Origin of the sequence: Facklamia hominis CCUG 36813, from assembly GCF_000301035.1 — a bacterium.
Classification (GTDB): domain Bacteria; phylum Bacillota; class Bacilli; order Lactobacillales; family Aerococcaceae; genus Facklamia; species Facklamia hominis.
This window is the reverse complement of sequence record NZ_JH932292.1, coordinates 797,135-819,642: the sequence shown is the minus strand read 5'-3', so window position 1 is coordinate 819,642 and position 22,508 is coordinate 797,135. Positions and strand designations below refer to the sequence as shown.

Sequence of the window (22,508 nt, the reverse complement as noted above, 5' to 3'; positions counted from 1 at the left end):
TCAGAACTTATTTAAAGAGATTCATTAAAAAGTCGAGTAAATAGGTGGTGCCATAGGCATAGCAAGCGAGCGATATAGGCTTTCCAAATAATAGGGTCCAATTAAAATAACTGCTGGACATATTAGTTAAGCCTGCTCCATAGCATAATAGGTCTGCTGGTGCAAAGGGAGCAAACATTAATAGTGAGAAAATAACTTTGCCGATATTTCTGCGTTCAAAGAGATCCAGCATATGATCATAGGATTTCTTACCGATAATGGCTCGGACAGTGGGACGACCATAGATACGAGAAATCCAAAAGTTAATGACAGATCCTAAATAAATAGGTAGAAGGTTATAAACCATTCCCCAAATAGGACCAAAAGCAAGGATTCCGATAGGAATGGTTATTGCACCCGGCATAATAGGAATTACTGTTTGTGCTACTTGAATCAGCATGAAAACGATGGGCCCCCATATGCCAAGCTGATTGATGTAGGCCAACATTTTATCTTTATCAAGAAAGAGGCCACTTTTGAAGCCATAAATAACTATGACTAGGGTTAAAAGGATGCCAATGACATTTAACCAGTTCATCAGGGTTTGGATTTTTTTCTCTCTATTTGTTGTCATACCATCACCTCTTTCTTCTATAATAACAGAAGGGCTCAAACTGGCAATTATTTTAGCTAAAAGTCACAAAAAAACCACACATTTCCACACAGAAATGAGAAATCTTCTTAAATATCGGCCTAACAATCAATTAAAGGAGCTAAATGATTGTAAATTCTTCAGTAAACCGTTCAAAATCAAAATAAGATGAGAATTATTAAAAAGCAAGGGAAGCGGTTGCTATCACGATTGACTTAGGGTTATGATAGAGATTAAATAGGGTATACTGATCTTAAAGGGGGGCTTCCATGTTAATTTATCAAATACCAGGTAGAGATACGATCGAATTGAACTACCTTGTTTTAGATTTTAATGGGACGGTCGCTATTGACGGTCAATTGATTGAAGGAGTTAAGGAGCGACTTATTGCGCTTTCCAAACATATTAAGCTTTACATTGCAACCGCAGATACCCATGGGAATGTTCGTCAGGCTTGCCAAGATATTCCTGTTCAAATTCATACCTTTGAGTCACAAGCAGCAGCTAAGGAAAAATTGAAATTAATCTCACAATTAGGTCAAGACCGCTGTGTGTGTATGGGCAATGGCTACAATGATTTATTGATGATTCAAGCTGCAATGTTATCAATCGCTGTTATGGAGGAGGAAGGCTTATATAGCCAGTGCCTTTTACATGCTGATTTAGTGGTGAAGTCGATTTTAGATGGATTGGATCTACTATTAAAAGAAGACCGTCTTCGTGCAAGCCTACGTGCGTAAACTGATCAGTTATATCTAATGGTTTAGATTAAATATTTCGAATGTAACTTATAGAGGAACTTTGAGGAGAGTAACTATGAACAAAAAAACCATCGCTCATGCCTTTAAGGCGAGTTTACCAATTATGGTTTCTTATATTGCCCTAGGCTTAGGAGTAGGAATTATGATGCAGGCGAAGGGCTATAACTGGATGTGGTCTGTATTCATTGCAGTAGTCGTTTATTCAGGTTCTATGCAATTTATGGCTCCAGTACTTTTATCAACAGGAGCAGGTTTTGTTTCGACTGCTTTACTCACTTTGATGGTTAATTTTCGTTTGCTTTTCTATGGGATTAGCCAACTTAATCGATACAAAAGTAAGGGCTGGCGACGTTTTATTTTGATATTTTGTCTATCGGACGAGACTTTCTCTATTAATTGTACAGATGATTTCCCTCCGGGAGTCGAAGCGGAAGACTACTATCTACTTACTAGCCTATTTGACTATGGCGCATGGATTATTGGTTCGATCGTTGGACATGTGGTGGGGGATTTAATGCCATTTTCGACGGAAGGAATTGATTTTGCGCTAACAGCTTTGTTCTTAGTCATTGTGATTAATCACTGGGAGTCGACGACTAATCATATTCCAGCTTTACTCGGTTTTGCTTTTTCGATTGTTTATATGCTGATTCTTGGACCTAGTAATTTTCTACTACCAGCGATGATATCGGCAGTAGGTGTCTTATTGTATGAGAATAAACGTAGAGGAGGTCGACCAGAATATGTTTAGTTGGCATGCCTTTATTTTAGTTTTGATCATGGGAGTCGTCACAGCGGGAATTCGTTTTGCTCCCTTTATTGTTTTTAAGAAGAAGACACCACTTTGGGTAATTTATCTAGGCCAAGTTTTTCCCTATGCGATCATGGCTATTTTATTTGTTTACTCGATTAAAGATATTCAGTTTGTTTCTTATCAAGGCTTAGCCGTGTTGCTGGCGTCAATCAGTGTGATCTTGCTGCATAAATGGAAACATTCGACGATCCTTTCAATTCTAGGTGGGACAGTTATTTATATGATCCTCATCCAAACCATTCTGGCTTAAGTTAATTCAATTTAGATCATTAATTTTTGATAATTATTAGAATAATAGTATTATTGACAGATACTTGGTTAATAGATCTTCAACTTATACAAATTAATTAAATAGATTCATTTAATGATAAAGACGGCTACAACTGTTTAGTTATAGCCGTTTTTTACATTTACTAATAAGCTTAATTCTAGACAAAAAATAGAGTAAATCTAAATAAAAGGCATGAAAAGATTTCAGAAAGCGCTATTTTATAATCTTAATCTAATTTAAAACTATGGAAATAGTTTTCTTTTTTGTGTATTATAACAATAACGAAACTAAAACGTTATCATTTCATTTTCTTTTAGCTCATTAGACTTAGCTTTATAAAAGTAAATGAGAGTAATAAAATATATTTTTTAGATAAAGTTGACAGCGTTTTCAGTTTCTGTTACACTATCATTACCAATCGCAGAAGTGGAGGGAGAAATTAAATAGTTCGTTGTTGATAGATTAATTAAGGAGGAATGAAAATAATGAAGAAGCAACTTAAAAAAGTTTTTGTTACATTTGTTGCAGCCCTAACTGTAGGGTCCGCTGTAGCGCCACTCGCTACTTCTTTTGCTCAAGAACCAGAGTTAGTTCCAGAATATAAGGCAACCTATGCGGTTGACCCAACCACTCTCGACTATACATTCTCAATGCGTGATATCAATACTCAACATGCAATCAACTTTATTGATGGTTTGTATGAAAATGACCAATATGGGAATTATATTCCTGCGGTAGCTGAATCACACGAAGTTTCAGAAGATGGATTGACTTATACTTATAAGATTCGTCAAGGTGTTAAATGGTCAGATAACAATGGTAATGAATGGGGCGAAGTAACAGCTCACGACTTTGTGACCGGACTACAACACGCAGCAGATGCTCAATCTGAAATGTTACCAATCGTTCAAAATTCGATTGCTGGTTTAGATGATTATGTTAATGGTAAGATCACTGACTTTGCTGAAGTAGGGGTTAAAGCAGTGGATGATTATACATTGCAATATACTTTGACCAGACCAGAACCATACTTTAACTCTAAAACAACCTATGGTATTTTATATCCGATTAATCAAGAATTCCTAGATTCAGCCGGTGAAAGCTTTGGTTCTTTATCACCAGATTCGATTCTATATAATGGACCATTCTTACTATCAAACTTTACTGCTAAATCAATTATTGAGTATACCAAGAACCCTAACTATTGGGATCCAGATAATGTCTTCCTAGACACAGTGTCCTTTACATACAATGATGGTTCGGATAGTGAAGTATTCTACCGTCTATTTGAAGATGGTGCTGTATCTTTCTTTGGTGTAGATCCAACCTTACCAATCTATGATGAAATCAAAGAAAAATATGATGGAAAAATCACCGCTTCTCAAATTCAAGGTTCAACATTCATGCTTCAGTTCAATCTAGACCGGATGAAGCACGAAGCAACTGGTAAGACCGATGATGCTCAACAAGAAGCAACTCATAAAGCCATCTTAAATAAGAAGTTCCGTCAAGCTTTAATGTTTGGTTTTGACCGTGTTACTTATCTATCTCAACAACAAGGGGCCGAATTTGCGGCTAATGTTGTTCGTAATACCTTGGTTCCACCTGCTTATGTTAACTTAGATCAAGAGACATTCGGCGAAGCAGTATTACGTCACTTACAAGAAATGGACCCAGAATTATATGGTGATGTAAGTCTAGAAGATGGTCAAGACGGCTTCTTCAACAAAGAAAAAGCTCAAAAATTGATGGCAGAAGCTAAAGAAGAATTAGAAGCTGAAGGTGTTCAATTCCCAATTCAATTAGACTTACCAGTTAATGAAACCAATGCTAACTTTGTGAACATGGCTAAATCACTAAAAGCCTGCTATGAAGAGGTATTTGGTGAAGATGTTGTTGTAAACCCAGTGCTATTGAACTTAGACTCTTATCTTGCAGCTACTTTCAATGCAACAGTTGCAGAAGAAGTTGATTATGACTTTACGAACGAATCAGGTTGGATTCCTGACTACTTAGATCCATCTACCTTCTTGGATATCTATCATCCAGAAAATGGTACTTTCTTAATCCCAATTGGATTTAATCCATTATTAGTAGATGGTCAAGATGATCCTCAAGCAGAAGCCCGTGAAAAAGCTGGTCTTTGGGATTATGGTAAATTAGTCGACGAGGCTAATGGTATTACAGAGGATCAAACAAAACGTTTTGATAAGTTTGCTGAAGCTCAAGCTTGGTTAACGGATGCAGCCTTTGCCATCCCTGTAAGAGCCGGTGGTGGTAACCTTCGTGTAACTAAGATTGTACCATTCTCTGGACCATTCCCTTATGCTGGACCTATGGGCCGTATGAAATTCTTGAAAGTTCAAAAAGACATTGTTACTTATGAACAATGGGAAAAAGCTTTAGAAGAATGGAAATCTAAATTAAATACCACTTCAAGCGGAAGCTCTGAAGAAAAAGCTGAATCTAAAGAAGATGAATCTGAAGCATCTGAAGAATCCAAAGAAGACAGCGAAGAAGCTTCTAAAGAAGAAAAAGAATCTGAAAAAACTGACACAGAAGAAGCGTCTGAAGAAACAGCTAAAACAGAAGAAAAAGCTGAATAGGACACTTTAAAAATCTTAGATGAAAAAGGCTGAGAAATTGGCCTTTTTCATTTATTATAGGAGGATTCACATGGGGAAATATTTTTTTAATCGAATTCTTCGGTCACTTTTTTCCATATTTATGGTAACGACCTTAGTTTTCCTAGCAGTCTATACATTAGTCCCAAGAAAGGCTATTTTTACGGATGACCCAGCATATACCAAGTTAAAGTCTCAGCCAGATCGACTTTTAGATTATGAGAACACAGCCTTTGAACGCATGGGTTATCATCATTACTTAAGCCAAAAAGAGTTTCAAGAAGCGGTTCAAGAAGACCATCCAGAGTTTAAAAATGAAGGTTCAGAAGCTAACCAAGCAATCGTGGATGAATGGGCAAAGAAAAATCCTGAATGGAAAGTGGATCAATTGCCGATTTCTAAAGCTTATTTTGCGGTGAATGATATTTCAATTGGAACTCGAGTGCTTAACTTCTACAAAAACTTATTTGATATTGACCATCCTTGGCGAATAAAAGATCCAGAAAATCCGGATATGAAACGCGGCTATCGTATTACTCATGACCAGACGGCTGGTTGGGCATTAACGGGATCAGGAACTAAATATTATTATCAAATCTATTTCAATGGAGATTTTCCATTTATTCATCAAAATTTCTTGAAGTTAAATTTAGGCGTTTCCTATCCAACTTTTGCGGGTCAAAATGTGGTGGATGTTATTACCGACAAACAAGGACGCCCTGTTACTCAAGAAATCACTTTGGAGGATGGATCCATCTATAAGGCGTCCATTAATCCATATACGCGCTATTATAAACCCACTTCAGAAATTTCTCCGACAGAAAAACGAATTTTTGATAATAATTATGCTGGTGCTGAAAAAGTGAACAGCGATCCTTCTATGATGGGGATATCCTTCAGAATGGGGATTGTAGGGGTCTTTATTACTTATCTCATTGCTATTCCAATGGCGTCATTAATGGCTCGTTTTAAGAATGGTGCGATTGACCGTTTGGGTACCATTATTGTTATGGTCTTGATTTCAGTACCATCGGTTGCCTTTATTTTCTTCTTCCGATATATTGGATCGAATTGGTTCGGACTACCTGATCTTTTCCCAACCTTAGGTGCAGGTAATATCAAATCCTATATCATGCCAACGATTGTTCTTGGATTATTAGCTGTAGGGAACACTGTCATTTGGGTTCGTCGTTATATGGTAGATCAACAATCCTCTGATTATGTTAAATTTGCTCGGGCAAAGGGGCTTAGTGAGTCAGAAATTTCAAGTAGACACATCTTTAAGAATGCCTTTATTCCAATTGTTAATGGGATTCCTGGAGCTATTATCTTTACGATTGCTGGGGCAACGATTACTGAAACAGTTTTCGCAGTTCCTGGTATGGGTAAGATGCTTCCTGATGCGATTCTGGCTCATAACAACCCAATCGCTGTTGGATTGATCTTTATTTTCGCCGTTCTAGGTGTCTTCTCTGTATTCCTAGGAGATATCGTGATGACAATTGTCGATCCACGAATTCGCTTAGATGTGAAGGAGGATAAATAATGGTAAATTCAATTGAAGAAGTAAAAAATGCTCAAGCGCAAGCCAATGACAATTCATTTAAGTTTGTTGAAACAAACTTTAAAGAAGCAGAAGTCATTGATGCACCGAAGTATTCCTATTGGGAAAGTGTTTGGAGAACCTTTGGTAAAAATAAAGTGGCGATCTTTTTTATGATACTAATGATCATTATTCTCTTAATGTCCTTTATTCAACCTTTAATTTCAGGCTATGATCCAATGGACACCACTAATATCAATGATATGTCTGCACGTTATATTGAGCCTAATATGACTCACTGGTTTGGTACAGATGCTAATGGGCAATCCTTATTTGATGCTACTTGGTCAGGAGCCAAGACCTCTCTATCGATTTCCTTCTTGGCCGTACTTGTGACGACTGTTGTTGGGGTTACGGTAGGCGCTTTCTGGGGGTTATCACCCAAAATCGACCGAATCATGTTGGAAGTTTATAATATTTTTGCTAATATTCCGACTTTGCTCATTGTGATCATTTTAGCCTATTCAATGGGTAATGGTTTTTGGAACTTGCTCTTTGCAATGACGGTAACTTCTTGGATATTTACGGCTTATTTTATTCGTGTTCAAGTGATGATTCAACGGGACCGTGAGTATAATATGGCATCCAGAACTTTGGGAACCCCATCCTCACGAATGATTGTTAAAAATATTATGCCGTATCTTACATCTATTATCGTAACAGATGTTACTCGTGCTTTGCCTGGATTTATTTCGACAGAAACTTTCCTTTCCTTTATTGGGGTTGGTTTATCGGCAGATGTAGTGTCCTTAGGGGGACTGATTAAGAAGTATTCAACAAACTTGTCATCAAAGCCCTATCTATTCTGGATTCCAGTTGCAGTCTTGGCGATTATCACTATTTCACTTTATATAGTGGGACAAGCCTTGGCAGATGCGACCGATCCTAAGAACCATATTTAGGAGGTGGATTCCATGACTGAAGAAAAAAATAAAATTTTAGAAGTAAGAGACTTAGTCGTAAAGTTTAAAGTTCGTAATACTGAGTTGACAGCCATTCGTGGGATTGATTTAGATCTTTATGAAGGGGAAGTTCTAGCCTTAGTAGGAGAGTCCGGTTCAGGTAAGTCTGTTTTGACCAAAACATTTACTGGGATGCTTGAATCGAATGGTTATATTCCCCAAGGTACGATCATTTATCGCGGTGAAGAATTACAGAACTTAACCAGTAACCGACAATGGTTAAAATACCGTGGGAAAGAATTATCGACGATCTTTCAAGATCCGATGACTTCTTTGAACCCTGTTCGTACGATCGGTTCCCAAATCACTGAAGTCATTACTAAACACCGAAAGGTGTCTGCTTCGGAAGCGAAGAAGATCGCCATAGATTTGATGGATCGTGTTGGAATACGCAATCCTGAAAAACGATTTAATGATTATCCATTTGAATATTCTGGTGGGATGCGGCAAAGAATTGTTATCGCGATTGCCCTTGCTTGTCGTCCACGGGTATTAATTTGTGATGAACCGACGACCGCATTGGATGTGACCATTCAAGCACAAATTCTACGCTTATTAAAAGACCTACAAAAAGAGTATGAGTTTACGATTATCTTTATCACGCATGACTTAGGGGTGGTCGCTCAGATCGCTGATCGGGTTGCTGTAATGTACGCTGGACAAATTATTGAAACGGGAAGTGTTGAAGATATTTTCTATGATCCAAGACATCCCTATACATGGGCACTTCTATCTTCACTGCCTCAATTATCCAATAGTGAAGAAGATTTATATTCCATTGCGGGTACCCCTCCTTCATTGTATACGACCATTCATGGTGACGCCTTTGCTCCACGAAGTCCTTATGCGATGCAAGTGGACTACGAAGTAGAGCCACCGATGTTTAAGGTTTCAGAGGGTCATTATGCCAAGACTTGGCTACTCGATCCGAGAGCTCCTGAATGTGAAAAACCAGAGATTATTCATAATCTCCATCATAAATTAGAAGCTGTACATGGAACGGATGCGGCTTTAAGAGAGGAGACTGACCATGACGAATAATAATCGAGAAGTTTTGGTTGATGTTAAAGACTTAGAGATTAGCTTTGGTGAAGGTCGCAATCGTTTCGTGGCTGTTCAAGATGCTACTTTCCAAGTGTTTAAGGGAGAAACATTTTCCTTGGTAGGAGAGTCCGGGTCAGGTAAAACGACAATTGCTCGGGCGATTAACGGAATTAATAAAACGTCGGGTGGTCAAATATTTTTTAAGGGCAAACAGATTAATAAAAAATTAAGTGAAAGCGAAAAACACCAATTAATTTCAGAAATTCAGATGGTCTTTCAAGATCCTTCTGCTTCCTTGAACGATCGGGCAACAGTCGATTATATCATTTCTGAAGGACTATATAACTTTAATCTGTTTAAGAATGAAGAAGACCGGGTTCAAAAAGTTGAGGAAATGATTAAAGAAGTCGGACTATTACCTGAACATATGTATCGTTATCCTCATGAATTCTCAGGTGGTCAACGTCAACGGATTGGGATTGCTCGAGCATTAATCATGCAGCCAGACTTGGTCATTGCCGATGAGCCAATCTCTTCATTGGACGTATCCGTACGGGCACAAGTATTGAATTTGCTCCGTAAATTCCAACGTGAACAAGGTCTAACCTATATCTTTATTGCTCACGATTTATCCGTAGTACGTTATATTTCTGATCGGATTGCGGTTATTCGTAATGGACGCATTTTGGAAGTTGCTGAAACTGAAGAATTATTTAAGAATCCAATGCATCCATATACCCAAGCGTTATTGTCCGCCGTTCCAATTCCGGATCCCATCTTGGCAAGAAAAGTTAAGCTGAAGGTTTATGATCCAAATCAACATCATTATGAAACCGATAAACCGAGTGTCAGAGAAGTTCTTCCAGGCCACTTTATTTATTGTAATGATGAAGAGTTTGCGATGTATAAGGAAAAATATCATTAATATCGATTGATAGAACAAATGAGGGGTTGTGACAAAATGTTGCGACCTCTTTTATATAAGTTGATTTAAGAGGGCTGAATAGAGAGGAGTTGATTTAATGCTACCTCAAACGGGTGAAGCTGTAACTTGGTCACTAGTTGTAATTGGACTTATTGTTCTTGTGGCAGGGATCGCTTTAATTTTAAAAGACAAAAATGGAAAACATTAAACCGCAATAAATAGAAGAGCTCTCCCAGTCAAATCATTTTTGATGTGACCCCCAAATGTTAGACTTTATTGCGTAACAGCTATCACAAGCTGTTACGCAATTTTTTATGCAACCAAGAGGCTAAGCCTGTATTGCACGGGACTCATCCATCCTAGTTTTTCTTTTATCCTTTGCTCGTTATAATACTTAATGTATCGTTCAATTTCTGTCTTTAATTCTTCATAACTATAGTAAAGTACACCATAATAGATTTCTTGCTTAAGGATACCAAAGAAGTTTTCCATAACAGAGTTATCATGACAGTTTCCTTTGCGTGACATACTTTGGAAAATCTGGTTTTCTTTAAGGCGATGAGTGTATGCCTTCATCTGATATGCCCATCCTTGATCAGAATGAAACGTTCTTCGATATGGGCAATCAGAAGTTATTGCCATAGCCTCTTCTAAGGCATCCATGACGTTCTTAGCTGAAGGTTGTTTATCAATTCCATAGCTTAGGATTTCTCCATTGCACATATCCATAAATGGATCCAAATAAAGCTTGTGCATGGTCATATGTCCTTTAGAATCCACCTCATAGTACTTAAACTCCGTAGTATCTGTTGTAATCTTCTGATGGGGGATGTGTGTGTTAAACCGTCTCTTTATGCGATTAGGTGCAACTTTTCCAATTTTCCCTTTGTAAGAACGATACTTGCGACTCTTGCGGGTGAAGGATGTAACTTGTAATCCTAGCTTCTGCATTATACGTTGAACTTTCTTTTTATTAATGCGATAGCCTTGGTTTCTTAATTCTCCTAACATTCGACGATAGCCATAATCCTTATGACGTTCTCGAATTTCTAGTATCTTTTCCTCGATTTCTTTATCAGGATTTTCTCGATTAATTCGTTTTCGCCAATACATATAGGTTTCCTTAGGCATACCTATATAAGAGAGAAGGTCTTTTAGTTTGAATTCTCTTCGGAGGTCGTTGATGACGAGTGCCGTTCTCTCATTTTTTCCTCGTCCTCTAAACGCAGCCTCCTCAGTTCTTTTAAAAAGGCATTCTCAATTCTTAGCTTAAGCAGTTCATCCTCTAATTTTTTAACATGTTCTGCACTTATATCCACTGTTCTTTCTTCAACTTCCAGAGCCTTAATGTCTATCTTAGATTTATCCATTTTTTTCTTTCGACCTTTCTTGCGTGGTCTCAAAGCATCAGGACCGGCAACGCGAAAACGGTTAACCCAATTACTAATCATACTGGGGTTGGTTATACCTTCTTGAATCGCCAATTCTTGATACGAAATTTCACTTGATAGATATAATTCTACAACAGAAAGCTTTTTCTCGAAAGAATAGTTTGTTCGTTTACGAGAACGCATTAATCCTTTATCTCCCAAAGCCTTGTATGTATTGATCCATTTACGTAGCTGTGAGTTAGAACCCAATCCATATTTTTTAGAAAGATAGTGTGTTCCCCCTTTACCATCCAAATATTCTAAAACAACTTTCTTCTTAAATTCAAAACTATATTTTGCCATAAAAATACCGACCTCCCAATCGTTAGATTTTTTGGTCTAACTTTTGGGGGTCGGTACATTTGACTGGGAGAGCCTTTTATTAATGTTTATATTTCGCTTCTAATTGGGCCATCCACCATCCTAGTAGGCTGCCTCCTGCCAGTGATAAAAAACAGCTAAGGTATTGAAAGAATGAGAAGCCTTGGTAATTTGTAGGGATGATCATAATCGTAGAAGCAAGAACTACTCCAAATACAAAATGAAAAAATTTAGCGTAGTGATTTTTAAATATTTTTTCAATGAGTTTGGATAATAGTAAGATCGTTAGTAATCCGCCAATCGCAATCGGGGTGATAACCCCAAGGTCTACGCGTTTGAATCCATCCGCCATTGTCTTATATAATCCCATATAAAGAATAAAGTTTGAAGGGCTGAGTCCGGGAACTAGAACGCCAAGACTGATTAGTGCTCCACAAACCATCCAGGAAGTAAAGGAGGCTTGAACTTGCCCGTTAAATAAATGTTCGCCGAAGGATAGAAGGATGGTAGCGGCACCGGTTGATAGGAATAACATGACCCAATCGCTCGAATTTCTGCCTTCTTGTCCAGCCTCTTTCCATAAAGAAGGTAGCATGCCTAGAATACAGCCAACAAAGAACCACATTACAATGGTTGTATAGTGTTCAAGAACATGACTAACCCCAAAGGAAAGTATGATAATTCCAAACAGGGCACCAAGACCCACTGGCATAAAAAAACGAATATTAGACCAAAAGTTTTTTGTGAGATTTGCTAAAAAACCAATGAGTTGTTTGTATATTCCAAAAATTGCTGCTAAAGCACCACCTGAGACGCCTGGAAGAATAAAACCGGAGCCGATAAACATTCCTTTGACAAAACGCCATAACCAATCTTTTATTGTATTCATCGTCATCTGCCTTTCATTAATTCTAGCCTACAGTTTAAGGCTTTTAATAACAGAGATCAAGTATTAGAAGATTGGTCTTACTTTGAGGTATAATAGAGTTAGATTAGGAGGAGGTTTTTTGATGAAAGCAATTCTTTATTATTCAGATAAGTGTCCTGATACACTGCCCTTTGTGGAGGTGTTAAAAGCACAAAATATCGATTATGATTCGGTCAATATTATGGCGTCTATGAAAAATCTAAAAGAGTTTTTAGCTTTAAGGGATCAAAAGGAGGCCTTTCTTCCCATTAAAGCAGCCCATCAGGCTGGAGTCCCGGTTCTTAAGTTGGGAGAGCAGTTTATTTTTGACTTAGAGGAATTAAGCGACCTATAGTAAGGAGGAGATGGATTGGATCAGAATCAGATTGAAGCTTTAGTTGATGCGGCCAGAAATGTACGACAACATGCTTATTGCCCCTATTCACATTTTCCAGTGGGGTGTGCCTTATTAAGCCAAGATGGAAAAATTTTTACAGGTGTGAATGTTGAGAATGTTTCATTTGGAGCCACAAACTGTGCTGAACGCTCAGCACTATTCACAGCCGCTTCCTTAGGATATCGTCCAGGATTTATTAAAGCGATTGCTGTTACAGGTGCAACCGAAGACTTTCTTCCTCCTTGCAGCATATGCAGACAAGTACTGGTGGAATGGGCTGATCCGGAAACGCCAGTCTTTTTAACTCGCAATGATGGACAAATTAAACGATTGAAACTTTTAGACTTAGCACCCTATTCGTTTACCCAAATGAACTAAGCCTATCTTTTGATTTTTATAACTGTCTTTGGTAAATTGGAGGCAGATAAGGGGGAGTACTATGTCACAAAAACTATTACATACTTGCTATCGTATTCTTGATCGTGAAGCGAGTTTAGCCTTTTATACTCAAGTGTTTGATTTCAAAATTATGAGAGATCGTCGTTTTCCTGATGATGGTTTTGATATTATTTATTTACAAGTTCCAGGATCTGACTTTGAATTGGAGCTAACCTATAATTACGAGTCTGATCCTTATACGATTGGAAATGGCTTCTCACATATGGCCATTGGTGTGGATGATCTTAATGCGACCCACCAAAAATGCCAAGAGTCCGGTTATGAGACCACAGCTTTGAAGTCTTTACCAGGTTCTGAAAGTCAATACTTCTTTGTAACGGATCCAGATGGTTACCGCTTAGAAGTAATGGAATTAGATTAATCATTGTAATATCAATGGTTTATCAGGTGTTATAATTTTAAACTGAATAAAAGGGGCAAAAAAGGGGCAGATTAAATCAAATTATTTAATTTGTCCCTCGCTTCTTTTTGCATTCTCTCGGTAACGTGCGTATATACTTTCATGGTTGTCTCTGGGTTAGTATGCCCAACCCGTTCCATAATATATTTTAATGGGAAACCTTTTTCAGCTAGCAAAGATACGTGAGTATGTCTGAATACGTGTGAAGATAATTCAGGGTTGACCCTTTTTATTAACTCTTGAAAATAAGTATAAGTCAGAGGACCGTTTAACTTACTAGCAAAGATAAGGTTAGCTTCATCGCCAAACAGGAGATGGTTCAATTTGATGCGCCTTTCAAATATCTCATTGATCCTGTCGCTACTATCAATGGTTCTAATTGATTGAATATTTTTAGGTTTGCTGAAAGCATTCGTTTTGCGTTCGATTGATTTGTTAATTCTTATCTTGTTATCGAACCAATCTTCTTCTGTTAAAGCTCGCAATTCTCCGATTCTCATGCCAGTTAATATCTGAACTTCGACAGCATCAGCATACAACTCGTTAATATTGCTTCTCATATCTTCAATCAACTTTGGAATCTCATCGCTATTTATGATAGGAAGTTCTTTAGGTAACTCTTCTTTAATAAAAACTCTATCAAACGACTTTACGAACTCAATATCATACTCGTCATAACCATAATTTAAAACAGAACCAATCAGTGATTTTATATTGATAATCGTGTTCCTAGCCAGACCTTTGTCGTATTGAACTCGGTCTATGATACGTTGAATGTCATTCAGGGTTAGTTTGCAAACATAAAAATCATGTTCTGGATAAGGTTGGATATGCCTTTTATAAAAGCCTAAATTCTTATTATAAGTAGATAACGCCCAATGTTTCTTTTTAAAAGCGATGTATTCTTCTGTTAATTCCCCAAGGCGAATTTTCTTTATTTCTGTTTTAGTACGTTCTATTTTTTTATTCAACATCTTAATCGCATAGTTCTTAGCCTGTGGGGTGTTTTTATCTAGCGTTATAGAAGCGCGTTTATTCTTACCAGTTTTATGATCTAAATATCGCTCGCAATATTTAAATTTTCCGTTGGGCAATTCTTCGACCCACATTGTCTATTCCTCCTTAATTTGATAAAATAAGCAACATAAAGAGCCCTTTATACAGGGACTTTATTGTGCAACCTCACTCATCTTACTTGGCGGTGGAGAGTGGGGTTTTTATTGTAATTTTTAATGGATTACTTCACTAAGAAGTTATTTAGTGAAGTAAATGTGGTAGTTGCTTCATTAACGATTAAATAAAAAAGCAGGCAACCGAGGTTACCTGCTCAGCCCCTAGGGCTCTGTCATAAATATCCTAGTCCTTTAGACTCTATTTATATTATAGCTGATAACTGATGGTTTTTATATTAATATCTTCCGTAAAAGCACAAAAGGGAGCCGCTAGGCCCCCTTTAGGTTGGCTGAACTTCAGCCGTTCATTAAGATTATGTATATCTTAACTAAAATAAACGAGGGCGTCAATTATAAAATATTTTTGCTACAAAGTTACTCTCCTGACTAACCTTGTCACTTATCTTGGCGGATGGGAGTGGGGTTTTTAATATAGTTCAACTTTATCAAAGCTTTCAACAATAGTTTCGGGGCTATGAAATAGATATTCTTTTTCTTTACGAACTTTATTTGCCGAATATCTGATGCTGTATTCTAGAGCAGGGTAATCAGAATAAATATATTTTATATCATCTACATAATCATAAGTGGTAATCCATTTATAATTATCCATTAGAGAGATATGCTTTTTCAATTTAACATGATTGTGATGGTCAAAAAAGTTTGTATATAAATTCTTCCCCTGTTTGTAATAGGGGGGATCAAAGAAAACAAATAGCTGTTTTGGATCAAGATTTAACAGTTTTTCTTTTATTAAATCATTGGCTTCAAGGTTGGATAACTCAATCCTATTAGATAAAAGATTGATTTTCTTGATTTTTTTCACAAGATTGTCTTTGTTAAATCTGCAATCAATTTTATACTTAGAGGTTTGGTTTTGCCCCCCTATAGGACCCCCACCTATTATTCCAGACACATTGGTTCTGTTCAAAAAATATGTAGCAAAAGCAAGCTCAATCGAATATTTTTTTGTAGCAATTAGTTCATTGTAAATGTTTTTTTGATTGTGCCATTCCTCAATGGTTATTGGGGTGTTATAGATCATTTTAATGAACTCAGAACATTCGTTTAAAATAGCATACCATATACTGTAAATACCTGTATCTATATCGTTTATCATCACTTTATCTACGTAATTATCATGCAATAGCTGCATTCCTGCACCAAAACCTCCAGAAAAAGGTTCGCAATAGATTGGTCTGTTTAATCCGTTTATTTCTAGTAGATTGATTAAAAAATTAGAAAGTTGAGTTTTACCACCAGGGTACCTTAGTGGGGATTTTGTCATAGGCATTTTTTATCACCTCATTCCAATTATATAATTTAAAGATACGGATGGCCAGAAAAATCACAACTCAATTCTGGTGAAACCGTGTTTAATCCTTATTTGATTCATATAGGTTAATAGTTCATTTCTAAATTGATCAACCATCTCTTTGTGATCTTTAATATAGTGGGTAATGATTTTGCTTAGTATTGTGTTTTCGGTTGAAGAGTACCAATTTTTAAAAGGGGTTGTATTCGTGATGGTGTCGTAATTTGAATTGTTCAAGTTTATATTATATTGCACAAATCGCTGTTTCATCATTTCTTTAGTTTCTCCTAAATCATTGAACAGTTTATGAGCAGTATCTAATTCTAAAACATATCTAACTATCTCTTTTTCAAAAGCGTAACCATATATCGAAGGGATTTTCGTTAAGTATTTATAATACTGTTTATATTCTTCTATATTTGTATCTGCATCAACTATGACAATAGATTTAGTCTCTTCAAGTATTGCGGGGAAATTTTTACAAAGTTGTGTTAACAGCCTGTTACTGGTACCCGTATTAGCGTTACTCACTTTGTGTGAAAAAGCAATGTTGGTGGTGATCTTTCGATTTTTGATCATACGTTTAATTGCGTTTTCAGCGACCTTATCCTCGCATAGCACTTTTACTTTTAACAAATTGCTTTTTTCTTCCATGTTGGATAAAGTGAGCTCTCTATATGCTGTTTTATATTCAGGATTTTTTATGATAGTTAATCTATCTTCTCCGTCAGACTCAATAAAATTCAAAATGATATCATTTTGTTTTTTATCTTTCTCGTAGGTTAGATAGACATATTGTATTAAAAATAAAGAGTGTGTGTTTAATAGCACCTTTACTTTATAACGTTTCCCCCACTTGTAGAGAAAATCAAAAAGATTCGCTTGCGCTATAGGGTGTAGACTTGCTTCAAATTCGTCAATTGAAAAAATTCCAGTCAGACCAGTTAGGTTATTATCTTGTTTAATTTTAAAGACTCTCATGAAGGAGATCATAACATCAACAAAAGTGCTTAGATTGTCTTCCCCTGATGATATCGAATGAACATCATAATAAGATTTTTCTCCAGGTCCGTATGGTTTTTTTGAATTAATTGTTTTAGCTGAATATTTATTGAATTCATCAAAATCCGACTTTAAAAGAACTTTTTGATAAAAAATTCCTATAAACTTAATTTCTTCATCTGTATACTCTATATTATCGACTTGAATTATTTCGCCAGAATCAATTAGTGGATATAATCGTTTCAAATTAATATAGACTGAGGGTAACGAGAAATAACCATCCCCCTTTTGTCTTCCGCTAGGCACCAACCGGTGTCTATCTTTTTGACTATATTTTGTGTTCTTATTTCCTGGTTGAAAATATAAAGGAACAGGTTCTTCTAACAATAAGTTTCCGTTAACTTTTAATCTGATGTGATATAAATAATCGTTTTTATCTTTTTCTGATGATAATTTGAATACTTCACTAAACTTTGTTTCCATCTTTCTTCCAAAAACATCTCTGTGCTCTGAATTATAGGGTTGAGCGATTAATCCCATCAGAGTGGATTTCATTGTTCCGTTTCTGCCAGAAACGATAGTAATGTGAGAGCCCAATTCGAAAATCTGATTTTTAAACAGTCTAAAATTATCAACACGAATTCCGATTATATCGTCGATAACCATATCCTTATTGGATTGAAGATTATATTCATGTTTTCTTTTAAACTCCTTACTACTCATAACGCACCTCTTATATTTTATTGATTTTTCAGTACATCAAGGCCAATATATAAATATTACAGCACCACTGTTCCAACGACTTCTATATTTGAGTATTCATTAACAATGATATCCTCATAATTCTTATTAAGAGATACCAATCTCATTTGATCTTCTTCTACATATACTTTCTTCAAAAATGCTTCATCATCAACAATAATAGCTGCGAATTGTCCACTTCTGATTTCTTTTGTTAATTTGATAAATACATACTCTCCGTCTTCAAAAGCAGGTTGCATAGAGTCACCAACAATTTTCAGCATGATATCATAAGGCTCATCTGGAATAATTGCTGAGGGCACTTTTACATCTTCAACAGGATTATCAAAAATTTGTTGACCAGTACCTGCGGATAACCGTCCATAGAGTCCCTCAGTAATATATTCTGCAGGTTCTTCTTTTATAGTATCTATGTTAATAACACCATTCTGCTCGTCAAGTTGATTCTCAGCATAATTGAGTACGTTGTGTTGGCGAGGAGGGGTGAGTTGGTTGTATATAATTTGGATTCTATCATTGCTTTCCATTGGTACGTCCAGCCCTGTTAGCCATCCTGCATCCACGTCTAGTGCATTAGCTAAAATGTAAATCTTATCTTGTTTTGCTTCGTATTTTCCATTAACCCATTCACTTATGGATGATCTACCAATGCCGGTCATCTTGCTTAAATCTATTGCTTTAACTCCCCGGACTTCCATAGCGTGGGTTAACCTTTCTGAAAAAATGTTCACTTTTCCGAACCTCCTTTCAATGGTATTATATAGTATAGATTTTAATTAATCAACAAGAAATGTGAATTATTTTCAATTATCTGCTAAAAAAGTTCAGAAAATCGAACAAAAAGTGTTGACATTAAAAAAAGGCGTGGTATTATAGAGCCAAGAGGTTCGGGAAACCGAACAACAAGGAGGTGATAGAATGAGTTTGATGGATGTTGAGTTCGACCATTCAGCGCTTAAAGGACGAATCAGAGAAATGTATGGTACATACGATAATCTGATTCCTAAATTGAGTTATGGTGAAACATCCCTAAGTCAGAAATTAAATGGGAAAGTAAATTTTTCTAGAAAAGATATGCTGGAGTTGGCGAAGGCATTAAACATACCAGACACCGAGTTCTCCAGATATTTTTTTATAGTTAAGGTTCGGAAAAACGAACGGATGTAGAAAGGAGACCCAGATGCACGAAAAGAAAGATCTTGAGGAGATTTTTAGCTCTATTAGGGATATTGTGAGTCGGCACGAAGAATTACAGTCAGATTTTTATCAACGCACTGAGCTAACGAAAAAAATCCATCACGAAGACGGGCAAGTCATACATGATGGATTTGAGATTAAAGTTACCTTTACCGCACAACCTTTGTAATGAAGGGTTGGTTCGCAATACTATATTCAAGCTCTGATGTATAGATAGTAATAGCAGTTCTTGGTTTATCGTAGTGAATACAATCAACATCAGTGAAAGTGATGTCGTCATCGGATGTGTGATACACGACTTTGTGGACGCTGTCAAAAGAATAAAATTTGTTTGCTGTAGTAATCTCAACGTGCATGTTGTTTCACCTCCTTCCCGATCAGATTATATCAGGGCGGTAGGTGATCCAGTGTAGGAAAGGAGCGAATAAATGAAGAAAATAGATTGTATAGAGCTTAGACATGCAAAAGAAGTTAAAGTCATTAAGACGGTGGTGGTGAAAGGATCTGGGATAAAAGAAGATCCCTTTAAGCTGGTAGCTCAGTATTGGGATCATGATGGAAGATTATTAGGTGAAATTGAGGAGTCAGTTACTGATTCAGAAAGTCATGAGATTTTTGGCAAAGATGTTCTAGTTCTATGAAATGAATGAATCCGTGAATGAAGTTTTTCATATCTTTAGGAGGTGATGAACGGAAGATGGAAAGAACAGAAATTATAAAAGAGTTTTTAGAATTTAGAAAACAATTCACAAAGCGAGAGTGGTTTGAAATTAACCAAATAATCGAGGCTCGATTTAATGAGAAAGCCGACCAGTTGGTGCTGGACGACTCAGATTTAAAAATTATTAGTGATAGGTTGAAACGAGTTATTTGCTAACAATAGGTAGGAAAGGGTGAAGAGATGGATTTAACAAATATTTTATTGATTATTCATTTGATATTAAATCTTACCATATTAATTAAGCTTCGAAAATTTGACGATAATTGATTGCGAACTGGTCTGGTCGGTCAGAAAGATTATTAATAAACATGAAGAATTACTTATCAACAAACAGAGCTAAAAGGAATTAATTCTTAAAAATCATCAAATAGAAAGAAGATGAGTATTGAATGAAAGAACCTATTACAGACCTAAATTTTACAAAAGTACTTCAAGAACTAATAGATTGGGCTAGAGAAAATGAGATTAAAGAAAAAGACCTAGCAATGGCGTGCCAAGTCTTTCTTATAATCTATGAAACTAACGAAGCTTACGGAGTATTTCCGTTTTCTCAAAAACCATTAAAAATTGATGAACTACCGAAGACTATGGATTGTCATCAGAAAAATAACCTTGATCTAAAAGCCTACTAAACAAGCTATAAATCATGGTGCAAGTGTAATGTCTATTTTCATTTAATACAAATGCTACTAAAGAAGAACTCGATATAGCATCATCGTCATCAGCATAATCAGCTAATTTATCTTTAATGCTATCCGATGAATATTCATTTTCAACAATATTTTTATGTATTTCTTGAATCATTGATTCTAACTCTTCATTGGTCAAAATATTCACCCCCTTTCAATTTCATTATATCGAATTGGGGATAGAAAGGAGATAAACATTATGGAATTGAATCCAATACCAACAGACACAGCTTTTGCTTGTATAACAAGCAAGTTGCCAGAAGTCATAATCGGTCTAGGCAAACAACAGGCGCAAGTATACGTAAGAGAAATGTACCAAGATCCTAATTATAGCGATGGAGTTATAAAGCCGACAAACAAGACAACAATTGTTATTATTTCAAGGTTTATCGAATTTTTGAAATCAAAAGAAGAAACAAAATTTAAGTAAAGAATAGAGGTGACACTAATGATCATAGAAATATTAGCAATTCTTGCAATTCCAGCGATCGCTTCAACAGCGTTTTTACTGGGGCAAAAATCAGTGGAAAGTCGTGAGAATGCGGCTTATCGTGCAGGTTTGCAAGATGGATATGAGGAAGCAGCAAGGGAGAATAAGGTGGTGAGGATGGCGAGATGAAAAAAGCAGTAGAAAGTGCGCGAACACTATCTACCGCTCCAACTAAAGGTTAGCCCTTAGTTACGCCTTTAAAAGGTCCACCGGTAGTTTTAACATCCATAAACTTACCTGTACTAGTGTTGACTTTAACGTACAGACCAGTCTTGGGATTATAAAACTGTTTGCGACCTTTAACAGCTCCGTGACGACCATTGCCCTTGGCTCCATTTCTAGCCATAAAATCACCTCACTTCGAAAAGAATTTTGGTGACTAATAATCATATCTAGGTAGCCTAAAACACACTTTAGGGCATTTAGATTTAGATAGAGAATTATCGTCATGACTATTTTAGCAGAGGGCTAAATATAAATCAACAACATATAGTACTGATGAAAGGCGGATGACACAATATATGGTGGACATTAGTAAAATTCAACAATTAATCAGTGAAGATTCAAGGTCTCTATATCAGATCGCTAAAGATGCTGATCTTGACTATGCACTATTACATCGATTAGTAAATGGAAAAGTGAAGAAGAATGTTTGGCTAGATACAGCATTCAAGCTAGCAGATGTATTGGGGGTTGATGTTAATGAATTTAGGAAGGAGGAGTAAGGGTGATCACACAAATACTAAAAGACAAAGAGCTAAGAGAGTATCTCATCGCCATGGTTGATGATGGGTGCAACGTCAACCTTCAAGTCCAGTGCGAGGTTGAAAGGTGGCTAAAAGGGAATATCGACCACGATGAAATGATGGAGCATCTTGAGGCAGAGTGGCAATTTCAAAGGAGGCAGCGAGATGACGGTTAAACGAACAGATAAGAATGACAAAGTTCTAGAACAGGAGCTGAAGAAGGTTCAAAGGGAGACCAGGGAGAAAAAATCTGAGTTTGAAGATAAACTCGCTTTTATTAATTATAAAAATAATGGATCCGTGGTGTTTACCAACGGTTATGTAGCTGTTCTTATAGAAGATTACCACGAGGAGAAAGACCTAGAGCTAGCTGATTTTCCAGCTGTAGAAAAGTTCTTTGATATAGAGAAGAACGATTACTCGGTGATAAACTTCGACAGTTTTAAAGCCCTAAAAAACACCGTTCAGTTATTCTCAAAACACGGTTCAGAATACATATTTATGAGTCTCGATCAGGGGACGTTCAATATAAGGAGCGTTAACCCTGGTTATGAAGGACCTGAGGAAAGGCATAAAAAGCAATTTGAATTAGGAAGAGCTTTGACAGAAACGCCCCCAATGCGTGAAGCGAGCGTAAAGATCAGCGGAAATCCGACTTTACCTTTCACCTTTAAAGTGAAAGCGTCATACCTCGCAGATTGCTTTATGTTCTTCAACAAACTCGGAATTGATAAAGGGCAGATCCTTTACCGATCCGCAGTACAGCCTTTCACTATTTGTTCAGACAATGTCTATTACCTAATTTGTCCAATAAGAACTGTGGGTAATAGAGAATAAAAAAGACAGCCTACAAAATAGGCCGTCT

The 22,508-nt window shown here is 36.6% G+C and carries 31 protein-coding genes; 22 read left to right on the top strand and 9 right to left on the bottom strand.

The features are described 5' to 3' along the window. Positions 1-7: 7 nt before the first annotated feature. A complete protein-coding gene (locus HMPREF9706_RS03680; RefSeq protein WP_006908038.1) occupies positions 8-613 on the bottom strand; it encodes a TVP38/TMEM64 family protein in 606 nt (201 codons plus the stop codon). 287 nt (positions 614-900) lie between these two features. On the opposite strand from HMPREF9706_RS03680, the gene HMPREF9706_RS03675 reads away from it, so the two are divergent. The 9 genes from HMPREF9706_RS03675 to HMPREF9706_RS03635 all read left to right on the top strand — a co-directional run bounded on the left by HMPREF9706_RS03675 (position 901) and on the right by HMPREF9706_RS03635 (position 9,843). Then, positions 901-1,371, top strand: a complete 471-nt coding sequence (locus HMPREF9706_RS03675) for an HAD family hydrolase (RefSeq protein WP_006908037.1) — start codon at positions 901-903, stop codon at positions 1,369-1,371. 76 nt (positions 1,372-1,447) lie between these two features. Then, a complete protein-coding gene (locus HMPREF9706_RS03670) occupies positions 1,448-2,143 on the top strand; it encodes an AzlC family ABC transporter permease (RefSeq protein WP_006908036.1) in 696 nt (231 codons plus the stop codon). Further along, on the top strand, positions 2,136-2,456 hold the full coding sequence (locus tag HMPREF9706_RS03665) for a branched-chain amino acid transporter permease (protein WP_006908035.1): 321 nt from the start codon (positions 2,136-2,138) through the stop codon (positions 2,454-2,456). The genes HMPREF9706_RS03670 and HMPREF9706_RS03665 overlap by 8 nt, the downstream gene beginning before the upstream one ends. Positions 2,457-2,962: 506 nt before the next feature. Further along, positions 2,963-5,083, top strand: coding sequence for a peptide ABC transporter substrate-binding protein (locus tag HMPREF9706_RS03660; protein WP_006908034.1), 2,121 nt, complete (start codon positions 2,963-2,965; stop codon positions 5,081-5,083). A 70-nt stretch (positions 5,084-5,153) separates the two neighbouring features. Further along, entirely contained in the window at positions 5,154-6,647 is a 1,494-nt protein-coding gene (locus tag HMPREF9706_RS03655) for an ABC transporter permease (protein ID WP_006908033.1), read from the top strand. Next, entirely contained in the window at positions 6,647-7,606 is a 960-nt protein-coding gene (gene oppC / locus HMPREF9706_RS03650; RefSeq protein ID WP_006908032.1) for an oligopeptide ABC transporter permease OppC, read from the top strand. The genes HMPREF9706_RS03655 and oppC overlap by 1 nt, the downstream gene beginning before the upstream one ends. 12 nt (positions 7,607-7,618) lie before the next feature. After that, positions 7,619-8,707 (top strand): ABC transporter ATP-binding protein, encoded by a 1,089-nt coding sequence (locus HMPREF9706_RS03645; RefSeq protein ID WP_006908031.1) that lies wholly within the window; start codon positions 7,619-7,621, stop codon positions 8,705-8,707. Continuing rightward, positions 8,697-9,635 carry an ATP-binding cassette domain-containing protein gene (locus HMPREF9706_RS03640; protein ID WP_006908030.1) on the top strand — a complete coding sequence of 313 codons (939 nt, stop codon included), beginning with the start codon at positions 8,697-8,699 and terminating at the stop codon, positions 9,633-9,635. Before HMPREF9706_RS03645 ends, HMPREF9706_RS03640 begins: the two co-directional genes overlap by 11 nt. Positions 9,636-9,732: 97 nt before the next feature. Beyond that, positions 9,733-9,843 (top strand): LPXTG cell wall anchor domain-containing protein, encoded by a 111-nt coding sequence (locus HMPREF9706_RS03635; protein WP_006908029.1) that lies wholly within the window; start codon positions 9,733-9,735, stop codon positions 9,841-9,843. 104 nt (positions 9,844-9,947) lie between these two features. Here HMPREF9706_RS03635 and HMPREF9706_RS08915 read toward each other — a convergent pair. Continuing rightward, positions 9,948-11,368, bottom strand: a protein-coding gene (locus tag HMPREF9706_RS08915) for an IS3 family transposase (protein ID WP_155949072.1) whose coding sequence is annotated in 2 segments (ribosomal slippage) — positions 9,948-10,801 and positions 10,801-11,368 — 1,422 coding nt in all. Because the reading frame shifts where the segments join, the coding sequence is not laid out codon by codon here. Between the two features lie 79 nt (positions 11,369-11,447). Next, positions 11,448-12,275 (bottom strand): DUF368 domain-containing protein, encoded by an 828-nt coding sequence (locus HMPREF9706_RS03620; RefSeq protein WP_006908026.1) that lies wholly within the window; start codon positions 12,273-12,275, stop codon positions 11,448-11,450. 121 nt (positions 12,276-12,396) lie between these two features. On the opposite strand from HMPREF9706_RS03620, the gene HMPREF9706_RS03615 reads away from it, so the two are divergent. The 3 genes from HMPREF9706_RS03615 (at position 12,397) to gloA (ending at position 13,510) form a co-directional block, all read left to right on the top strand. Further along, a complete protein-coding gene (locus HMPREF9706_RS03615; protein WP_006908025.1) occupies positions 12,397-12,648 on the top strand; it encodes a hypothetical protein in 252 nt (83 codons plus the stop codon). Between the two features lie 15 nt (positions 12,649-12,663). After that, positions 12,664-13,068: a cytidine deaminase gene (locus tag HMPREF9706_RS03610; protein WP_006908024.1), complete on the top strand. Its 405-nt coding sequence runs from the start codon at positions 12,664-12,666 to the stop codon at positions 13,066-13,068. Positions 13,069-13,129: 61 nt separating this feature from the next. Next, positions 13,130-13,510: a lactoylglutathione lyase gene (gene gloA / locus HMPREF9706_RS03605; protein WP_006908023.1), complete on the top strand. Its 381-nt coding sequence runs from the start codon at positions 13,130-13,132 to the stop codon at positions 13,508-13,510. A 71-nt stretch (positions 13,511-13,581) separates the two neighbouring features. On the opposite strand, the gene HMPREF9706_RS03600 is transcribed toward gloA, so the two are convergent. The 4 genes from HMPREF9706_RS03600 to HMPREF9706_RS03585 all read right to left on the bottom strand — a co-directional run bounded on the left by HMPREF9706_RS03600 (position 13,582) and on the right by HMPREF9706_RS03585 (position 18,531). Then, complete coding sequence (locus HMPREF9706_RS03600; protein WP_006908022.1) at positions 13,582-14,658, bottom strand: tyrosine-type recombinase/integrase; 1,077 nt, start codon at positions 14,656-14,658, stop codon at positions 13,582-13,584. A 490-nt stretch (positions 14,659-15,148) separates the two neighbouring features. Next, complete coding sequence (locus HMPREF9706_RS03595; protein WP_006908021.1) at positions 15,149-16,015, bottom strand: DNA adenine methylase; 867 nt, start codon at positions 16,013-16,015, stop codon at positions 15,149-15,151. 54 nt (positions 16,016-16,069) lie between these two features. Then, the gene (locus HMPREF9706_RS03590) at positions 16,070-17,761 is read right to left on the bottom strand and encodes an ATP-binding protein (RefSeq protein ID WP_006908020.1); all 1,692 of its coding nucleotides are present in this window, start codon (positions 17,759-17,761) and stop codon (positions 16,070-16,072) included. A 56-nt stretch (positions 17,762-17,817) separates the two neighbouring features. Beyond that, entirely contained in the window at positions 17,818-18,531 is a 714-nt protein-coding gene (locus HMPREF9706_RS03585; protein WP_006908019.1) for a S24 family peptidase, read from the bottom strand. A 187-nt stretch (positions 18,532-18,718) separates the two neighbouring features. Here HMPREF9706_RS03585 and HMPREF9706_RS03580 point away from each other — a divergent pair, with 187 nt between their 5' ends. The 5 genes from HMPREF9706_RS03580 (at position 18,719) to HMPREF9706_RS09205 (ending at position 20,350) form a co-directional block, all read left to right on the top strand. Continuing rightward, entirely contained in the window at positions 18,719-18,967 is a 249-nt protein-coding gene (locus tag HMPREF9706_RS03580; protein ID WP_006908018.1) for a DUF739 family protein, read from the top strand. A 13-nt stretch (positions 18,968-18,980) separates the two neighbouring features. Beyond that, a complete protein-coding gene (locus HMPREF9706_RS03575; RefSeq protein ID WP_006908017.1) occupies positions 18,981-19,166 on the top strand; it encodes a hypothetical protein in 186 nt (61 codons plus the stop codon). Between the two features lie 259 nt (positions 19,167-19,425). Beyond that, entirely contained in the window at positions 19,426-19,638 is a 213-nt protein-coding gene (locus HMPREF9706_RS03565; RefSeq protein WP_006908015.1) for a hypothetical protein, read from the top strand. A 56-nt stretch (positions 19,639-19,694) separates the two neighbouring features. Beyond that, a complete protein-coding gene (locus HMPREF9706_RS03560; protein WP_006908014.1) occupies positions 19,695-19,874 on the top strand; it encodes a hypothetical protein in 180 nt (59 codons plus the stop codon). A 233-nt stretch (positions 19,875-20,107) separates the two neighbouring features. Then, positions 20,108-20,350: a hypothetical protein gene (locus tag HMPREF9706_RS09205; protein ID WP_006908013.1), complete on the top strand. Its 243-nt coding sequence runs from the start codon at positions 20,108-20,110 to the stop codon at positions 20,348-20,350. Here HMPREF9706_RS09205 and HMPREF9706_RS03550 read toward each other — a convergent pair. Beyond that, positions 20,304-20,546, bottom strand: coding sequence for a hypothetical protein (locus HMPREF9706_RS03550; protein ID WP_006908012.1), 243 nt, complete (start codon positions 20,544-20,546; stop codon positions 20,304-20,306). The two genes, HMPREF9706_RS09205 and HMPREF9706_RS03550, sit on opposite strands and share 47 nt — an antisense overlap. A 60-nt stretch (positions 20,547-20,606) precedes the next feature. Between HMPREF9706_RS03550 and HMPREF9706_RS03545 the strand changes: the two genes are divergently transcribed. Beyond that, a complete protein-coding gene (locus tag HMPREF9706_RS03545; RefSeq protein WP_006908011.1) occupies positions 20,607-20,837 on the top strand; it encodes a hypothetical protein in 231 nt (76 codons plus the stop codon). An 18-nt stretch (positions 20,838-20,855) separates the two neighbouring features. After that, positions 20,856-21,026, top strand: coding sequence for a hypothetical protein (locus tag HMPREF9706_RS09200; protein ID WP_006908010.1), 171 nt, complete (start codon positions 20,856-20,858; stop codon positions 21,024-21,026). Between the two features lie 49 nt (positions 21,027-21,075). Here the strand turns inward: HMPREF9706_RS09200 and HMPREF9706_RS09195 are convergent, their stop codons facing one another. Continuing rightward, positions 21,076-21,243: a hypothetical protein gene (locus tag HMPREF9706_RS09195; RefSeq protein WP_006908009.1), complete on the bottom strand. Its 168-nt coding sequence runs from the start codon at positions 21,241-21,243 to the stop codon at positions 21,076-21,078. Positions 21,244-21,406: 163 nt separating this feature from the next. On the opposite strand from HMPREF9706_RS09195, the gene HMPREF9706_RS03540 reads away from it, so the two are divergent. The 3 genes from HMPREF9706_RS03540 to HMPREF9706_RS03530 are packed head-to-tail and all read left to right on the top strand — an operon-like array spanning position 21,407 to position 22,480. Beyond that, complete coding sequence (locus HMPREF9706_RS03540; protein WP_155949071.1) at positions 21,407-21,622, top strand: helix-turn-helix domain-containing protein; 216 nt, start codon at positions 21,407-21,409, stop codon at positions 21,620-21,622. Between the two features lie 2 nt (positions 21,623-21,624). Continuing rightward, on the top strand, positions 21,625-21,819 hold the full coding sequence (locus HMPREF9706_RS03535; protein ID WP_006908007.1) for a hypothetical protein: 195 nt from the start codon (positions 21,625-21,627) through the stop codon (positions 21,817-21,819). Further along, the gene (locus tag HMPREF9706_RS03530) at positions 21,809-22,480 is read left to right on the top strand and encodes a hypothetical protein (RefSeq protein WP_006908006.1); all 672 of its coding nucleotides are present in this window, start codon (positions 21,809-21,811) and stop codon (positions 22,478-22,480) included. The genes HMPREF9706_RS03535 and HMPREF9706_RS03530 overlap by 11 nt, the downstream gene beginning before the upstream one ends. Positions 22,481-22,508: the final 28 nt, after the last annotated feature.

Bases quoted from the DNA above. Each gene is read 5' to 3' on its own strand.
- HMPREF9706_RS03680 (WP_006908038.1), bottom strand. From the start codon at position 613: ATGACAACAAATAGAGAGAAAAAAATCCAAACCCTGATGAACTGGTTA.
- HMPREF9706_RS03675 (WP_006908037.1), top strand. From the start codon at position 901: ATGTTAATTTATCAAATACCAGGTAGAGATACGATCGAATTGAACTAC.
- HMPREF9706_RS03670 (WP_006908036.1), top strand. From the start codon at position 1,448: ATGAACAAAAAAACCATCGCTCATGCCTTTAAGGCGAGTTTACCAATT.
- HMPREF9706_RS03665 (WP_006908035.1), top strand. From the start codon at position 2,136: ATGTTTAGTTGGCATGCCTTTATTTTAGTTTTGATCATGGGAGTCGTC.
- HMPREF9706_RS03660 (WP_006908034.1), top strand. From the start codon at position 2,963: ATGAAGAAGCAACTTAAAAAAGTTTTTGTTACATTTGTTGCAGCCCTA.
- HMPREF9706_RS03655 (WP_006908033.1), top strand. From the start codon at position 5,154: ATGGGGAAATATTTTTTTAATCGAATTCTTCGGTCACTTTTTTCCATA.
- oppC (WP_006908032.1), top strand. From the start codon at position 6,647: ATGGTAAATTCAATTGAAGAAGTAAAAAATGCTCAAGCGCAAGCCAAT.
- HMPREF9706_RS03645 (WP_006908031.1), top strand. From the start codon at position 7,619: ATGACTGAAGAAAAAAATAAAATTTTAGAAGTAAGAGACTTAGTCGTA.
- HMPREF9706_RS03640 (WP_006908030.1), top strand. From the start codon at position 8,697: ATGACGAATAATAATCGAGAAGTTTTGGTTGATGTTAAAGACTTAGAG.
- HMPREF9706_RS03635 (WP_006908029.1), top strand. From the start codon at position 9,733: ATGCTACCTCAAACGGGTGAAGCTGTAACTTGGTCACTAGTTGTAATT.
- HMPREF9706_RS03620 (WP_006908026.1), bottom strand. From the start codon at position 12,275: ATGAATACAATAAAAGATTGGTTATGGCGTTTTGTCAAAGGAATGTTT.
- HMPREF9706_RS03615 (WP_006908025.1), top strand. From the start codon at position 12,397: ATGAAAGCAATTCTTTATTATTCAGATAAGTGTCCTGATACACTGCCC.
- gloA (WP_006908023.1), top strand. From the start codon at position 13,130: ATGTCACAAAAACTATTACATACTTGCTATCGTATTCTTGATCGTGAA.
- HMPREF9706_RS03600 (WP_006908022.1), bottom strand. From the start codon at position 14,658: ATGTGGGTCGAAGAATTGCCCAACGGAAAATTTAAATATTGCGAGCGA.
- HMPREF9706_RS03595 (WP_006908021.1), bottom strand. From the start codon at position 16,015: ATGCCTATGACAAAATCCCCACTAAGGTACCCTGGTGGTAAAACTCAA.
- HMPREF9706_RS03590 (WP_006908020.1), bottom strand. From the start codon at position 17,761: ATGAGTAGTAAGGAGTTTAAAAGAAAACATGAATATAATCTTCAATCC.
- HMPREF9706_RS03580 (WP_006908018.1), top strand. From the start codon at position 18,719: ATGAGTTTGATGGATGTTGAGTTCGACCATTCAGCGCTTAAAGGACGA.
- HMPREF9706_RS03575 (WP_006908017.1), top strand. From the start codon at position 18,981: ATGCACGAAAAGAAAGATCTTGAGGAGATTTTTAGCTCTATTAGGGAT.
- HMPREF9706_RS03565 (WP_006908015.1), top strand. From the start codon at position 19,426: ATGAAGAAAATAGATTGTATAGAGCTTAGACATGCAAAAGAAGTTAAA.
- HMPREF9706_RS03560 (WP_006908014.1), top strand. From the start codon at position 19,695: ATGGAAAGAACAGAAATTATAAAAGAGTTTTTAGAATTTAGAAAACAA.
- HMPREF9706_RS09205 (WP_006908013.1), top strand. From the start codon at position 20,108: ATGAAAGAACCTATTACAGACCTAAATTTTACAAAAGTACTTCAAGAA.
- HMPREF9706_RS03545 (WP_006908011.1), top strand. From the start codon at position 20,607: ATGGAATTGAATCCAATACCAACAGACACAGCTTTTGCTTGTATAACA.
- HMPREF9706_RS09200 (WP_006908010.1), top strand. From the start codon at position 20,856: ATGATCATAGAAATATTAGCAATTCTTGCAATTCCAGCGATCGCTTCA.
- HMPREF9706_RS09195 (WP_006908009.1), bottom strand. From the start codon at position 21,243: ATGGCTAGAAATGGAGCCAAGGGCAATGGTCGTCACGGAGCTGTTAAA.
- HMPREF9706_RS03540 (WP_155949071.1), top strand. From the start codon at position 21,407: ATGACACAATATATGGTGGACATTAGTAAAATTCAACAATTAATCAGT.
- HMPREF9706_RS03530 (WP_006908006.1), top strand. From the start codon at position 21,809: ATGACGGTTAAACGAACAGATAAGAATGACAAAGTTCTAGAACAGGAG.